Raw genomic sequence first — 16,594 nt, 5'->3', positions numbered from 1 at the left:
ATCTCAAATCTAATAAATATGTATTTAGAAATTGTAACCCCAGAGGCTTCATTAGTAAGTGGAGAGGTGGAAAGTGTTACCGTTCCAGGAGTGGAAGGTGAATTCCAAATGTTGAATAACCACGCCGCTATCGTTTCATTGTTAAATGCGGGCACGGTAAAGTTTAAAGGAAACCCTACGATTGCCGAAGCTTTCCAAAAAAGATTCATTCAAAAAGACGGTAAATGGACGTTAGAGATTAACGGTGGTACTATTGAATGTAGCGACAATAAAGTGATTATATTAGCTGACTAGGCTTAATACATCATCAATAAATAATACAATCCCAAATTCCTAAAAAGGAGTTTGGGATTTTTTTTGGCTTCGGAAATGTGACTTTCACAGAATAATGGTAACTTTTGTAAAAGTCCATAATCAAAATTCAGATTTTGTTTTGAGCTACTATTTCCGAAGCTATAAAAATTAAAACCGTTTTTTGAAAAAAAATGAAATCTATATCCGATTTTTATACCTTTAACAACCTTCATCTTATGAAGATGTTTAATCAAGGAATATAGTTTTATGAATAAAATTAAAAACTTAGTAGCGCTAGTATTTTTTTCAACAGCCATTTGTATTGCACAAACTGACAGTCTAACTGTAACCAAAGACTCGACGACCACCTCTCAAAATGAAGGTGCTTTTGAGAAAAAAATAGCCAATTTTGAAAAGGAACGTTTTGCCGATTCTATAAGAAGAGCAGACCTTGAGACGCGTATTCAAAATTTAAGCACCGCAAAATCTTCAGAGCGCAGCGAATTAGAGGCGCAACTTAATCTCTACAAAATTAAGGAAGAAGCATTGCTCGCCCAAAAGAAGATGCAAATTGAAGCATTGAAAAAAACAACAAAAGGATTTCCCGTAGCGGGCTTTCATGATGATACGTTGTTTATGATTTATACCCGCTTGGGGAGTTTTTCTTCCGCAGAACGTGCAGAAACTATAACTAACCGAATTAAAAAATTACCGTTAAGAATTGATTTTAGTGGCGACTCTCTTAAAATTGAACAACTTGAAGCTACTGTAGACCTCGTTTACAGCGAACAAACCATTATAAGTATAACAGAATTTGACGCACTCTGGCTGGATACAACGCCTATTGAATTAGCTAAACAATATAAAAACAAGATTGTCAAAGAAGTAACAGAATATAAGTCTGAAACCAGCCTTTTTAATATTCTCAAAAGTGTGGGATTAGCATTCTTAGCGCTTATCATAATTATCATCATTATTAGATATATCCTCAGATTATTTAAATGGACCAGACTTAAAATTCAAAAACAAAAAAAGGAAAAATTCAAACCACTTGTCATTAAGGGGTACACGCTTTTAGATACTGAGCGTCAAGTAACCGTCCTTTTATTTGCAAATAAAATAGTAAAATGGTTTACCGTTTGTTTGTCAATATATATAGCATTACCTATCATCTTTGGGTTTTTCCCGCAGACCGAAAATCTTGCAAAAACATTATTTGGCTACATTTTAAATCCTTTAAAAGGCATCTTTCTTGCGTTCTGGAATTATCTTCCAAACCTTTTTACAATCATCGTCATCGTATTTGTTTTTAGGTTTGTTTTAAAAGGTTTAAATTTTCTAAAAGTCGAAATAGAAGAAGAACGACTCACCTTTAACGGGTTTTATCCATACTGGGCAAAACCTACGTATCAATTGGTGCGAGTACTAGTTTTAGCTTTTGCTTTTGTTGTTATTTTTAAATATCTACCAGGAAGTGATTCGCCTGTTTTTCAAGGAATATCTGTATTTCTGGGATTCCTTTTTACGTTCGGTTCTGCTGGTTCTCTGTCAAATATCATTGCGGGATTGGTGCTTACATATATGCGCTTATTTAAAATTGGGGATCGCGTTAAAATAGGTGATGTTATGGGCGATGTGATTGAAAAATCATCTCTCGTAACACGCATTCGCACCCCAAAAAACGAAATCATTTCCATTCCTAACTCATCAGTCATGAGCAGTCATACCATTAATTATAGTAGTGATGCCCCAGAGAAAGGTTTGATAATCCACACTACCGTGACTATTGGCTATGACATTCCATGGAAACAAATGCACGAAGCATTAATTGAAGCCGCGTTGCGAACTGATATGGTTCAAAAAGAACCGATGCCATTTGTGCTTCAAACCAGTTTAGAAGATTTTTATGTAGCCTATCAAATTAATGCCTATATACAAGAAGCAAACAAACAGGCCGCTATCTATTCACATCTTCATCAAAACATACAAGACGTTTGTAACGAGCAAGGAATAGAAATTTTATCCCCACATTACAGAGCCGCCCGAGATGGTAATCATAGCACTATCCCGGCAGATTATTTACCGAAAAATTATAAATCTCCAGGATTTAATGTCAATTCTGATAAGTCGAAGTAATAGGCTAAAATTTAAAACAAGCTGGCATAATTTCTGCTGAAATATAGCAGAATGAAAAAATCTGGTAACGCATTATTATTCCTCTTACTTATTGGGCTCGTACTATATCTCATCAATCCAGATGTGACCGATATCATTACAAAACCATCCGCTAGAGAATTGTACGAGCGTGACTTCTCTTTAGAAAACAGAACTTTTGTTAATTGGAAAAACAAAAAAACTAAAGCCGAAAAAGATTCGCTACTCATCACATTACCTTTTATAGAAAACGGACGTTTCTCCCAATCCCGAAACGAAATTTATAGCTTCAATTTTGCCGCAAAAGAAGGACATCAAGTTATAGTAGAAGTTGAAACCAAAATAGATTCGGCCAAAGTGTTTATTGAGGTATTGCAATATTCAAATGATAGTATTCCAGTACTACGTTTTGTTCAACAAAATATCCCCAATTCGTTTACTATTTCCGAAGCTATTACAGAAGATGCTTTGTATAAAATCATCGTTCAACCGGAGCTTGTTTTAGACACTCCTTTTCAGCTAAAAATATACACAAAACCTCGCTATAGTTTTCCCGTTGCAGGTGCTTCAAACAAAAACATCCAAAGTTTTTGGGGAGCTTCTCGCGATGGCGGTAAACGGGAACACCAAGGCAATGATATTTTTGCTCCCCGAGGCACTCCTGTGATTGCTGCTACCAAGGGCGTAATTTCTTCCACTGGCAACCGTGGATTGGGCGGGAAACAAGTTTGGCTAAGAGATAAAATTGTGGGTGGTAACACGCTCTATTATGCGCATCTTGACAGCATCAACACAAGCGCTGGTACGTTTGTAAATATTGGCGATACACTAGGATTTGTTGGTAATACGGGTAATGCCCGCACCACTCCCCCACATTTACATTTTGGCATTTATCAAGGTTCAAAAGGTGCTATCGACCCATTGCCTTTTATTAAAATTTCAGAAGACGTAAAAGCGCTGGACCCATTTAACGCTATAACCGCCACAGCAACTAGAAATAAAAGGTCGCTTAGAAAATCGCCTTCAAAAAATTCAGAAATTCTTTTTGAAATCAATACAAGGGACACCGTTTCAATCATGGGCAATTTGGGTGATTATCTGCACATTTCAGCAGCCGATAGCATTGATGGCTTTGTAAAAACTTCGGAAATGAAGTTCATTCAACCAAATTAACACTTCATTAAGCACACTACTCCATTTTTCAGACTACTTTTAAGGGAGTGAAATTTCAGAAAAAATTGCTGAAAATTTTACTTATTAACACTTAAATACAAAATATGTCTGTCTTCAATAAAATAAAAAGTACATTCTCTATTCTCAAATCGGTTGATATTGCTGCTATTGCAAAACTTTCGGAAAAAATTGACCTTGGCGAAGTGATGAAAACCGTAGGCGAACTTGATGATAGGCAAATGGCGGGATTGATGCGAATGCTAAAAACCAAAGCACGCAAAGGACAACATAACCTACCTCCCATTGATGGCGATTTTTATGACCTCAGCTTAAAATTGACTCCCGAACAACGCGAAATCCAGTTAAATGTGCGGCAGTTTATGGAAAAGGAAATCAAACCCATTGCAAACGATTTTTGGAATCGTGCCGAATTTCCGCATCATATCATCCCTAAAATGGCGGAGCTTAACATTTGCGGCATGGCTTATCAAGGCTATGGCTGTCCCGGGGAGACGTTCTTGATGGAAGGAATTATGGCGATGGAGCTAGCAAGAATTGATGTATCTATTTCAACATTTTTTGGAGTACATTCCGGACTCGCCATGGGAAGTATTTATCTATGTGGTAGCGAAGAGCAAAAACAAGAATGGTTGCCAAAAATGCAACGCATGGAATTGATTGGTGCCTTTGGACTCACAGAACCCAATGTGGGAAGCGCAGTTGCTGGCGGTATGGAAACAACCTGTTATAAAGAGGGTGATGAATGGGTGCTCAACGGACAAAAAAAATGGATTGGAAATGCAACATTTAGCGATGTAACAATTATCTGGGCCCGCGAAAAAGGAACAAACCAAGTTAAAGGCTTTCTCGTAAGAAAAGGTAATCCAGGCTACAAAGCCGAAAAAATGCCTGATAAAATGGCTTTGAGAACGGTACAAAATGCACTCATTACATTAACCGATTGCAGAGTCCCAGAAAGTGACCGCCTCCAAAAATGCGATAGCTTTAAAGACACCGCAAAAGTGTTAAAAATGACGCGTGCTGCGGTTGCTTGGCAAGCTGTGGGATGTGCACGTGGTGCTTATGAAAATGCATTGAAATACACCAAAAAGCGTGAGCAGTTTGGCAGACCCATTGCGCGTTTTCAATTAATTCAAAATCACTTGGTAGAAATGGTTGCAAACTTAACTGCAATGCAAACCATGTGTTTTAGACTTTCTGAAATGCAAGACCAAAATATAATGACTGACGAACACGCATCACTCGCAAAAGTATTTTGTAGCATGCGAACCAGAGACGTCGTTAGTCGTGCCCGCGAAGTCATGGGCGGAAACGGAATTCTATTGGAATACAATGTAGCGCGTTTTGTGGCAGATGCCGAAGCCATTTACAGCTATGAAGGTACCAAAGAAATCAACTCGTTAATCGTTGGTCGCGCTATTACCGGATATAGTGCGTTTGTGAGTTAAATAGACGGGAGATGCTAGATTTTAGACGTTAGATTAAATCAAAAAAAAAAATTTTAAGGCGCAGGATTGGGTATCGCCTCATGTACTTTTTGAATTTCGTTTAAAATTTCTGGAGAAAGTGTTACGTTGATACTTTCTATATTTTCTGAAAGTTGCTCCAGGGTTGTGGCTCCTACAATATTTGAAGTTACAAACGGTCTAGAATTTACAAAAGAAAGCGCCATTTGAGTTAATGAAATGTTATGCTTTTTTGCTATCTCATTATATTTTATTGTTGCATTTAATGAACTGTTACTACTGTATCTTGAATAATTAGGGAATAGTGTTACTCGAGCATTTTCAGGTTTTTTATTGTCTAAATATTTACCGGATAGCATCCCGAAAGCCAATGGAGAATAAGGCAAGTAACCTATGTTTTCCATTTGTAAAACTTCGGTCAGGCCCACTTCATCGCGGCGCTGTAATAAATTATAGGCATTTTGAACCGAAACCATTTTTAGTTTTCCATTGCGATGTTCTTCCATGTAACGCATCACTCCAAAAGGCGTTTCATTACTCAACCCAATATGTCTAATTTTCCCTTCTTTAACGTAGGTTTCTAATCGCGCTAATATTTCGGCTATATTATCTTTCCATTGTGCATTTGGCTCGTGATTATAGTCACGAACTCCAAACACATTGACAGACCTTTCTGGCCAATGCAATTGGTATAAGTCAAGATAATCTGTCTGCAATCGCTTTAGAGTTTTGTGCAGAGCATCATCTAGCGAAGCTTTGCTAAAATCAAGATTTTCGCGCATGCTTTGGAAAATGCCACGCCCTGCTCCCGTTATTTTTGAAGCCAAAACCACCTCATCTCTATTACCATTTTTAGCAAACCAACTCCCTATATATTGCTCTGTCAACCCTTGCGTTTCTGGCTTAAATGGCACCGAATACATCTCTGCCGTATCTATAAAATTAACGCCTTTTTCAAGTGCAAAATTTAACTGTTTATGAGCATCTTCCTCTGTATTTTGACGCCCAAAGGTCATCGTACCAAGGCAAATTTTACTCACTTTTAAATCTGTATTTGGAAGGGTGGTGTATTTCATTTTTCAAAGTTACAAAAAGACCTTTCAAGTTTGCGTACTTAAAAGGTCATCCAATTCATTAAAATATTCTTAACCCTACTCAACCCCCTCCAGCAATCTGCTAATTTCATCTAATTTAGGAGTCAATACCACTTCAATGCGGCGGTTTTTTGCTTTGCCTTCGCTTGTGGCGTTTGAGGCAATGGGTGCGTACTCGCCACGACCTGCTGCTGTGAGATTTTCTTTTGGGATGCTTTCGTTTTCGGTAAGTATATTTACGATAGAAGTGGCTCTTTTTGTGGATAAATCCCAGTTGTCTTTGATCAATCCTTTTTCGCCGTAAGGCACATTGTCTGTATGTCCTTCAATGAGTACAGCTATTTCTTTATTCTCTGCTAGCACCTTTCCTAATTGCTCCACAGCTTCGCGACCACGGGTGTTGACTGCCCAGCTTCCGCTTTCAAAAAGTAGTTTGTTTTCCATCGATACATATACTTTTCCGTCACGCTGCTCCACGGTGAGTCCATTTCCTTCAAAATTTACCAAGGCGGCTGAAATAGCATTTTTCAAATTTTTCATTTTTGCATCTTTTGCTGCGATGATGCTTTCAAGTTCGGCAACTCGGCGTTCACCTTCTTCAAGGTCTTTTTGTGCCTGTTCTAATTTTTGAGTCTGAACTGCGAGGGTTTGTTCTTGGGCATTCAACATTTGTTCCTTTGCGTTTAGTTGGCGCTCTTTTGCTTCAAGTTCGGCAAGGAGCTTTCGGTTGCGCTCCATATTTTCGGTTAGATTTTCGGAACTGTTTGATGACAATGCGTCGTAGGATGTTTGCAATCTTTCGAGACTCTCTTTGGTTGCTTTTAGTTCCATTTCGGCTTTTGTCTTCTCAGCGGTACATTTATTAAAATTTTCGCGTAAGCTTTCTATGCCCATTTCTCCTGTGGAAGATGCGCCGTCCAATTGTGAATAAAGTGCTTTGTTTTCTGCCCGCAAGGCATCATTTTTTTCTTTCAATTCGTCATAAATCTTTGAGGAAACGCAAGAGGTTGAAAATGCTGCGAGGATAAAAAGTATTAGTAGGTTTTTCATGTTCATTTCCCGCGGAGGCGGATATATTTATTAATTGATAATCACATTTCAATTTTAGTAGCATTTAATGTATCGTTGTTAAATGAAGGTTTCGACTGCGCTCAACCGGACAAACATGCTACATCAAATATCCACTTTATTTTGAGTTCCCCCTTTGGGGTTAGGGAGCCAATTCCAGTTCCACCATCAATGGGCAATGGTCACTGTGCATGGCGTTGGGTAATATAACGGCGCGACGCAATTTATCTTGTAATGGTTGCGCCACCATATTATAATCAATGCGCCAACCCTTATTATTCGCGCGCGCATTTGCTCGATAACTCCACCACGTATAGTTATCCGGCTCTTTGTTGAAATGACGAAAACTATCAATAAAGCCACTATCAATAAAATTGCCAATCCACTCGCGCTCCACGGGCAGGAATCCGCTAACATTTTTGTTTCGTACGGGGTCGTGGATATCAATTGCCTTATGACAAATATTATAATCGCCGCAAATCACTAGATTGGGAATCTCTTTTTTTAACTCGTTTATATAGTTTTGAAACAGAGCCATAAATTCAAATTTATGCTCTAATCGCGCTATATTAGTACCGCTGGGTAAATACAAACTCATCACCGAAACATCATCATAATCCACCCGTATGTTTCTACCCTCAAAATCCATCGATTCGATTCCGGTGCCGTATGCAACATGATTAGGTTCTTTTTTACATAAAATGGCAACACCACTGTATCCCTTTTTCTGTGCGCTAAACCAATAATGAAATGGATATCCCGCAGCTTCAATTTCGGAAATTTCTACTTGGTCTTTATTTGCTTTGGTTTCTTGAATACACACCACATCTGGGTCTGCTGCCTTCAACCAATCTAAAAATCCTTTTCGCATTGCAGCGCGAATTCCGTTAACGTTGTACGATATTATTTTCATAGTTTTTCTTTCTTCGGAAAAGTGACCACTTCAAAGCTTTTTACTTCTGAAATGTTACACCCATGCTACATTCGGCAAAATTAAATAACAATGTATCTTTACAACAGGCGTTTATTGAAAGGTTTTCACAAAATAATCAACAAATTGCAAATTGGAGCGTTGTATAAATAACGCCGGTTTTCAATCGTTAAAATTTCAGAAAACAATACTATTCGCTTGTGCCCTTTTATGAAGTTACATCTCTCTATTCTTGCCATATTTTTTACCCTAATGGGGTACGCGCAGGATGTAACTTCAAATTACAAAACCAAACGTGTTGCCGTGCGAGATACTATTATCATTGATAGTGTTTCCATAAACCCAGCACAGTTTAAAGTTTTTGGTAACCGTGAGACAGTCATTGATTCATTACAATACACCGTGGATTTTAACAAGGGAATTTTAATCCCTTCGGAAATTTTAAAGACCGAAATAGATTCAATCACGATTGACTATTTGCGCTATCCAGATTTTTTAACACGCGACTATTTTCAATTTGACGAAAGTATGATTGTTGAAAATACGGGAGCAATCGAAAAGTTATATTCTCTTGACCAAAGCACCCGAGTTAATAATTTTACTCCTTTTGACGGTCTAAACACCAACGGAAGTATTTCGCGTGGGGTGACTATTGGTAACAATCAAAACGCGGTGGTCGATTCTCAACTTGACCTTCAAATTACTGGAAAGTTAAATGATAATGTTTCTATCAGGGCTTCGATTCAAGATGCAAATATACCCACACAAGAAGGGGGATATTCTCAAAATTTAGATGAATTTGACCAAGTTTTTATCGAACTCTACAGCGATAATTGGAACATAAGAGCAGGAGATGTGGACCTTCAAAATCAAGATAGTTACTTTGCACATTTCACAAAAAAAGTACAAGGGATTTCTTTGGGTGGCACCATTAATCATTCAACTGGCGCGAAAACTACGGCCTTTGCTGCAGGAGCTTTGGTACGTGGGGTTTTTACAACGAGCCAGTTTGTAGGCCAAGAAGGAAATCAAGGTCCTTATAAATTAGTGGGTCCCAATGGCGAACTGTTTGTGTTGATTGTTTCTGGAAGTGAAAATGTATATGTAAATGGAATTTTAGTAAAGCGTGGAGAAAATGAAGATTATGTAATTGACTATAATGCAGGCGAAATAAAATTCAACCCCACGTATCCCATTACTTCAAATATGCGGATTACGGTGGACTACCAATTTACAGAGCGAAATTACACACGCTTTATTGGTTATGGCGGCGGAGATTACACGAGCGACACGTTTGATATTGGTGCGTATGTATATTCAGAAAATGATGCTAAAAATCAGCCGTTACAACAAAACCTTAGTGAGGAACAAGTTGCAGTATTACAACAAGCGGGAGATGATATGTCTTTAATGAATGCGCCGTCGGCAGTTCCGGCAACGTTTGTGGAAGGACAAATTTTTTACAGAAAAGAACAACTTAACGGCGAAGAAATTTTTGTTTTCTCCAATAACCCCGATGACGAACTTTTCAACGTTCGCTTTACACTCGTGGGAGCCAATCAAGGGGATTATATTTTAAGCGATGCAGCAGCTGTAACACGTATTTTTGAATACGTTGCTCCCATCAACGGAGTACAGCAAGGTAATTACGCGCCTTTTGTTCGTATCAACGCCCCCACCAAATTACAAATAGGCGGCGTGAAAGGAAGTTTTCATCCCAATGAGAAAACAAATGTCAATTTTGAATTGGCGTGTAGTCAAAGGGACCTCAACTTATTTTCGGATATCGACGATGAAAACAATGACGGTTTTGCCGTAAGACTTAACGGAAGACAAGACATTTTTACCAGTGCCGATAGTCTAAAAGTTACTGGAATAGGAACCATAAATTATATTAATAAGGATTTCAGAAATGTGGAGCGCTTGTACAATATTGAATTCAATAGAGACTGGAACTTAATTGACCCTTTGGGTGACCAACGTTTTATTACTGCAGGTGCTGAAGTTTCAAAACCGAGACTGGGGAGTTTTAGTTATATATTTCAGAATTTAAACTTTTCAGAAAATTATAATGGTACCCGTCAAGAAGTGGCGACGAACATTGCCAATGATAGTTTAAGGATTCAAGGACAAGCCAGTTATTTGAAAAGTGAAAGTGATTTGTTGGACACGCAGTTTGCTCGTGGAAATATTCGGGGGGCATATTCCTTTAAAAAATCTTGGACAGGAGCAAAAATAGGGTTTGAGGATAATAAAGTGACGGCAATTGAACAAGACACGTTAACGCCATTAAGCTTAAAATACAATGCCTACGAAGTGTATGCGGGTATTGGCGACAGCACCGCGCTCTTTGTAGAAACGGGTTATCAATATAGGACAAACGATAGCCTTAGAAATGGAAGCGTGCAACGTGTAAATACGAGTAATACCTTTTATGCAAAATCAAAACTCATTAATAGTCAAAATTCGCAATTAGAAATTTTCGCTAATTATCGCACACTCAAAGATGCAGAGACTGAAGAAAAAGAGCAATCCTTAAATGCGCGTATTCTCTATAATCAAACATTATTTAAGGGTTTTGTAAGAGGTACTACAACACTTGCATCCAATAACGGAGTGATTCCACAGCAAGATTTTACGTATGTTCAAGTGGATCAAGGCGAGGGGGTTTATACTTGGAATGACTATAACAATAATGGGATTCAAGAATTAGAGGAGTTTGAAATAGCGCAGTTTCAAGATGAAGCTGATTTTATTCGCATATTATTACCTAACCAGACATTTCAGAAAATACGGGAGAACAAATTTGGGCAAACATTGATACTTAATCCGCAACAATGGAATGGGAAAGATGGATTTTTAAAAGTGCTGTCTCATTTTTACAATCAAACATCTTATACTATTGACCGAAAAATAAAGCGTGCAAATGAAGATTTTAACATCAATCCTTTTGAAGATGGTGGAGACAATCAATTGGGGCTTGCGCTCAGTTTTAGAAATGCTATTTTCTTTAACCGCGGAAAACAAAAATACACTACGAGTTATACCTATTTGACGAGTGCTTCGGACAATCTGCAATCACTAGGATTGCAGTCTTCAAGACTCAAAAACCATCAATTGAATTTTACGCATAAATTTGGTGAGAGTTGGTTGGTTAACGGAAAAGGTGTAACGGGAAGCACGGAGAGTACTTCTGAAAATTTCAGCAGTCGTAATTATAGATTGGATAGTTATGAAATAAACCCTACGATTTCATACTTGCTCAGTTCGCAAACACGTTTTGATGTTTTCTATCATTTTATTAATGAAGACAATGTAATTAATGGTGCCGAAATGTTAGATCAGCAAAAAATAGGTGCTTCATTCTCATACGCAAATGCTGAAAAAATTTCATTGAATGGTGAGTTTACCTATATCGATAATGCCTTTGAAGGTAATGCGTTTTCTCCCGTTGCTTACCAAATGCTAGATGGATTGCAACCGGGTACAAATTTTACGTGGCGTGCTTTGATTCAAAAGAGAATTACAAAATATCTCGATGCAAACATTACCTATAATGGACGGAAAAGTGAAACTTCAAATACTATTCATACAGGAAGTGTACAGTTGAGAGCATTCTTTTAAACCCCATGTATTTCCGAAGTTATTCCTATAAATTTAGAAGTAAAAAATATCCCACTGATAGAGCGGGATTGGTTCAATCTGGCACATTCACTGCTCCAGTATGATAACTATATATTCCATTTGGGGTTTTACACTGTAATAAAAATCCCGCTGAAAGAGCGGGATTAGTTCAACCTTCCTCATTGAGTGCTCCAGCAAAAAAGCTGGATTCTCAGTGAGGGGTTTCACTAAAAAAAGGGAAGCCACAATATGACTTCCCTTTAAATATTTATATTAAAACTATTGGATTATTTCACAATAATCTTAGCAGACTTTTCAAGGTCTCCATTTCCTAATTTTACTAAATAAACTCCTGAAGCTACATAAGACATATCTAGCTCATAACGATATTTATTTCCATCCTTAGCAAGGTTGTTGAATGCCAACAATTTTCCTCTTATATCATAAACAGAAATTGGAAGGATTTTATCATAGGTAGTAGTCATTGTAATCACGAAGTTTTTCTGATCCGTTGATGTCACAATCATTTCAGCATTAGCAAGTTCTAGGTCTGAAATAGATAATATCTCTTCATTATCTACATTTTCTCCATACACGTTGTTAAACGGATTAAGGTCTCCCGCATTATTAGCAGCAGTTTCAATACGATACTCACCTATAGCAGATAAATCTGCTGTTTGAGCAAAACTAAAAGTTCCCGTAGCTCCTGGAGCTATAGATCCAGAAAATGTTTCAGAGACAACAGGACCTCCATTCACCGAATAAGTCACTGGAAAACCAGACTGAGGAGCAGTACCATAATTTTGAACCTCAATTGTAACTACTTCGGTAGCTGTTAAGTTTGAACCCGTATTTGGAGTTAAATTAATTACCGCTAAATCGTTTGCAACAGGATTGGCATGTTTAAACACACCTACAACATCTCTTCTGTTTGGATTAAAATACTCTGCAATATGCCACATTGTTTGATCATCTAAAGGATCAACAGATAAATGTACATAATCTGCAAAACGAGTGTTTGGATTGTTTTGTGTGCTCTGTGCAATTAAATCTTCAGCGATTGTCATTTGACCAGCTGGGTCACCTGCAAAACGACCTGTATAGCGAATTGAAATGCGCTCTGTATCACTTACAGACGAATATGCCAATCCAATATTTCCAAAGATATCCATTACCATACTTCCAGAAAAAGCGTCTCTTCCGTTTGGTGCAGTATATGTTCCTTCTTGAAAAATAGTCCAAGGTTGTCCCTGTGCAGTTTGTCGTAACTCATACCAACGAATACCTGCAAGTTCTCCTCCTGTAGGATCTGTATCAACCACAAAGTTTAGTAACGCTGAGTTGTAGGTGTCAAATTTTCTGAATTGTGCTTGATTCATCACTGTTGCCTGCAAGGCATCAATATCAGGACCTCCTGGTTGTTCAAGATTCGCAAAACTACCTCCATCAAAAACAGAAATAAAATCAGTCGTTGGAAGTATTTGTGCGGCTGATACTGTAGAGTTACTTGGAGTTTCCCAATCTACATTAAAAGTCCAAATCTTTAAGTGATCATCGTTTACACCACCCCAAGCATCATCTTGTAAGTACACTACACAAAAATCACCTTTTTCTGGTTCAGATCCACCAGTTGCTGAAAATCCATGTGGGCTATAAAAACCATTAGTAGCTATACCAGGAAGTTGGAAAGAAATACGTTGTGCAGGTAACCCATCTGCCATTTGCTGGCGTTCTACGGCAAACACTCGGTTTGCTTGGTTAATATTTGCTGTTACATAATAAGCATCACTCCATACAGAAAATTTTGTGTAATCTGGAAATTGTCCCGTTGTAAAGCCTGTAGTGTAAACCCACCAGCCATCATTTACCGGGTCAATACCTTTACACACAGCCATGTTAAATCCATTGGGGCTGCTATCAAACTCTGTAATTACAAAACGACCTCTAGGCTCTCCTGGACCATTTTCAATATAAGGGTCAAAAAATACAATGGGATCACCTATTGCATTTCCTGGAAAAATTGTACCCAAAGAAGCTTCATTAGTTAATGGAGCTCCTGTTTTATCAAAAATTCTAAAGGCAGAATTCCAAGCCCCTATAAAATGATTAGGTCCCACAGCACCTGTAGGATCTGATGGCGTAGCTTGAGAATTTGTATCTGCATCAAAAACTAATAAAGGTGCTTTTGAGTTATGGATAGGAGGCGCAGTTTGTAATGCCTCGTCTATACCAGCAGATCCTTTTCCTGGAATCACTTGATTTCCTTGTTGTCTTTTTGGACGACCTTCTCGAGGCGTATTGTCTGCTTCTATAAAAGTGCCAATTCTTATTTGTTCCGCAATACTTGGCACGCTAATAGGCGTACCCAACATACCATAATCGGTAGCAGGATATTGCTGTGCTTCTTGAGCTGTTAGACTCACTGTTACCAGTAGCCCTAAGCCCATAATGTAGTTAGTAAATTTCATGATACGTAAATTTAAGTTTAAATATTTTTTTGAACTTCTAAAAATACGGCGAAATAAGCTAAACAACAAACGTTAACTGGTTGCATTTTCTCACTTTAATCTCCTAAATAAAATGATATCCAGTTGAAACGAACAGAAATTCTTTTAGACGATATAAATTAAAATGCAACTAAACAATTTTTAAAGGCACAATATTTGTAAATTTCAAAACTGAATAACCTTAAAAACATTTAATCATGCTAATTAGAACGTTGATACTCACAATCTGTATTTCAATAACTGCCTGCTGTACATCAAAGAAAACCGCAACCGATGCCGCAAACGGCGATGAAAAATCTCAAACAATAATGACTGATGCCAAAATGATGAAAGCCGGCTTTAAACAAGGAACAATTGTAGCAAGCACAGCTGAAGGAGATTGCCCTTATGTAATCGAAATGGCTGGCGAAGATTCTTATTTTTTAGACCCAATCAATCTTGAAGAAAGCTATAAAAAAGACGGAATGAAAATTTGGTTCACCTTTAATGGTCTTAGAATGATGAACCGTTGCGAAAAAGCAAATCCAGTAAGTATCGAAAAAATAGAAGTTAGAAAATAATTTCTTAAATAGTATAAAACTAAAATTTCCGAAGTAAAACAAATGGTTTCGCTTCGGAAATTTTTATTTAATAATACTTTATTTTACTTAAGCCACTCCTTCATTGAGATTGCTTTTGAAACAATACTATCTATTTCTGAAATCTTTATACGCTCCTGCTCCATAGAATCCCTATGTCGTATAGTCACTGTTTGATCCTCAATAGTTTGATGATCAACGGTTACGCAAAATGGTGTTCCATTGGCATCTTGGCGGCGGTATCTTTTTCCAACCGCATCTTTCTCATCGTAGAATACGTTATAATTCCATTGTAGGTCCTCTATAATGCTATTGGCGATTTCGGGCAAACCATCTTTTTTAACAAGCGGAAAGACAGCTACTTTTACAGGTGCCAATATTGCTGGCAATTTTAAAACTGTGCGTGAAGAACCGTCCTCTAATTGCTCATCGTCAAGTGCCGTACTCAATACCGCGAGAAACATTCTATCTAGCCCAATAGATGTTTCAACCACATACGGCGTGTAATTCTCTTTTAAATCTGGATCAAAAAACTGTAGCTTTTTACCACTATGTTTTTCGTGTGCTTTTAAATCAAAATCTGTCCGACTGTGTATTCCCTCGAGTTCTTTAAAACCGAATGGAAAATTAAATTCAATATCTGCCGCTGCATTTGCGTAATGTGCTAATTTTTCGTGGTCGTGGAATCTATAATTCTCTTTCCCCAAACCAAGCGAAAGGTGCCAGTTGAGTCTTGTTTCTTTCCAATACTCGTACCATTTCATTTCCTCGCCCGGACGTACAAAAAATTGCATTTCCATTTGCTCAAACTCACGCATTCTAAAGATAAATTGTCGTGCTACAATTTCATTTCTGAATGCTTTTCCAGTCTGTGCGATACCGAAAGGTATTTTCATCCTCCCAGTTTTCTGTACATTCAAGAAGTTCACAAAAATACCTTGCGCTGTTTCCGGTCTTAGGTATAAATCGGTTGCCGTGTCGGTAGAGGCACCTAGTTTTGTACCAAACATCAAATTAAATTGTTTTACCTCCGTCCAATTTCTTGAACCGCTTAGCGGACAAGCTATTTCAAGCTCTTCGATCAATAACTTTACATCGGCAAGGTCTTCTGCTTGTAATGAACGCGCCATGCGTTCTAAAATTTCTTTTTTGTTTGTTAAATAACCAACGACTCTTGGGTTTGTTGTAACAAATTCTTGCTCGTTGAAAGCATCACCAAAACGCTTTGCTGCTTTTGCAATTTCTTTTTGCGCCTTTTGCTCTAGTTTCTCAGCATAGTCTTCAATCAACACATCTGCACGATAGCGCTTTTTTGAGTCTTTATTATCAATCAATGGATCATTGAAGGCATCCACGTGACCTGAGGCTTTCCAAGTAGTTGGGTGCATTAATATTGCGGCATCGAGACCCACAATGTTTTGATGCATGTGCACCATACTGCGCCACCAATATTCGCGTATGTTTTTCTTTAATTCAACGCCATTTTGCGCATAATCATAAACAGCACTTAAACCGTCATAGATTTCACTCGAGCCAAAAATATATCCATATTCCTTAGCGTGAGAGATTACTTTTTTAAATTGATATTCATTATTTGCCATAGCGCAAAAATAGAAAATTGGCGTGGGGAATTCACTTCTCCTTAATTATTTTTTCTGAAATTTTACGCATTTCATATTTCCGA

The 16,594-nt window shown here is 37.8% G+C and carries 11 protein-coding genes; 6 read left to right on the top strand and 5 right to left on the bottom strand.

All coding sequences use genetic code 11. From position 1 onward, the window contains the following. Positions 1–18: 18 nt before the first annotated feature. The 4 genes from ACSHW7_RS04300 to ACSHW7_RS04285 all read left to right on the top strand — a co-directional run bounded on the left by ACSHW7_RS04300 (position 19) and on the right by ACSHW7_RS04285 (position 5,090). Positions 19–294: a F0F1 ATP synthase subunit epsilon gene (locus ACSHW7_RS04300; RefSeq protein ID WP_435678078.1), complete on the top strand. Its 276-nt coding sequence runs from the start codon at positions 19–21 to the stop codon at positions 292–294. A gap of 267 nt (positions 295–561) precedes the next feature. After that, on the top strand, positions 562–2,430 hold the full coding sequence (locus ACSHW7_RS04295) for a mechanosensitive ion channel family protein (protein ID WP_435678077.1): 1,869 nt from the start codon (positions 562–564) through the stop codon (positions 2,428–2,430). Positions 2,431–2,481: 51 nt separating this feature from the next. Further along, complete coding sequence (locus ACSHW7_RS04290; RefSeq protein WP_435678076.1) at positions 2,482–3,621, top strand: M23 family metallopeptidase; 1,140 nt, start codon at positions 2,482–2,484, stop codon at positions 3,619–3,621. Between the two features lie 104 nt (positions 3,622–3,725). After that, entirely contained in the window at positions 3,726–5,090 is a 1,365-nt protein-coding gene (locus tag ACSHW7_RS04285; protein WP_435678075.1) for an acyl-CoA dehydrogenase family protein, read from the top strand. A 53-nt stretch (positions 5,091–5,143) separates the two neighbouring features. Here the strand turns inward: ACSHW7_RS04285 and ACSHW7_RS04280 are convergent, their stop codons facing one another. From ACSHW7_RS04280 to ACSHW7_RS04270, 3 genes are all read right to left on the bottom strand, one after another. Next, entirely contained in the window at positions 5,144–6,184 is a 1,041-nt protein-coding gene (locus tag ACSHW7_RS04280; protein WP_435678074.1) for an aldo/keto reductase, read from the bottom strand. A gap of 75 nt (positions 6,185–6,259) precedes the next feature. Next, positions 6,260–7,252, bottom strand: coding sequence for an OmpA family protein (locus ACSHW7_RS04275; RefSeq protein ID WP_435678073.1), 993 nt, complete (start codon positions 7,250–7,252; stop codon positions 6,260–6,262). A gap of 160 nt (positions 7,253–7,412) precedes the next feature. Then, positions 7,413–8,183, bottom strand: coding sequence for an exodeoxyribonuclease III (locus ACSHW7_RS04270; RefSeq protein ID WP_435678072.1), 771 nt, complete (start codon positions 8,181–8,183; stop codon positions 7,413–7,415). Positions 8,184–8,411: 228 nt separating this feature from the next. On the opposite strand from ACSHW7_RS04270, the gene ACSHW7_RS04265 reads away from it, so the two are divergent. Further along, entirely contained in the window at positions 8,412–11,825 is a 3,414-nt protein-coding gene (locus tag ACSHW7_RS04265; protein ID WP_435678071.1) for a hypothetical protein, read from the top strand. Positions 11,826–12,112: 287 nt separating this feature from the next. On the opposite strand, the gene ACSHW7_RS04260 is transcribed toward ACSHW7_RS04265, so the two are convergent. Next, on the bottom strand, positions 12,113–14,293 hold the full coding sequence (locus ACSHW7_RS04260) for a T9SS type A sorting domain-containing protein (RefSeq protein WP_435678070.1): 2,181 nt from the start codon (positions 14,291–14,293) through the stop codon (positions 12,113–12,115). A gap of 236 nt (positions 14,294–14,529) precedes the next feature. Between ACSHW7_RS04260 and ACSHW7_RS04255 the strand changes: the two genes are divergently transcribed. After that, positions 14,530–14,892, top strand: coding sequence for a hypothetical protein (locus tag ACSHW7_RS04255; RefSeq protein WP_435678069.1), 363 nt, complete (start codon positions 14,530–14,532; stop codon positions 14,890–14,892). Between the two features lie 83 nt (positions 14,893–14,975). Here the strand turns inward: ACSHW7_RS04255 and ACSHW7_RS04250 are convergent, their stop codons facing one another. Further along, the gene (locus ACSHW7_RS04250; RefSeq protein ID WP_435678068.1) at positions 14,976–16,511 is read right to left on the bottom strand and encodes a glycine--tRNA ligase; all 1,536 of its coding nucleotides are present in this window, start codon (positions 16,509–16,511) and stop codon (positions 14,976–14,978) included. Positions 16,512–16,594: the final 83 nt, after the last annotated feature.

Origin of the sequence: Patiriisocius sp. (genome assembly GCF_051252435.1) — a bacterium.
GTDB lineage: Bacteria > Bacteroidota > Bacteroidia > Flavobacteriales > Flavobacteriaceae > Patiriisocius.
Note: the sequence above shows the minus strand (reverse complement) of the source record. Positions and strands in the feature narration are given on the sequence as shown.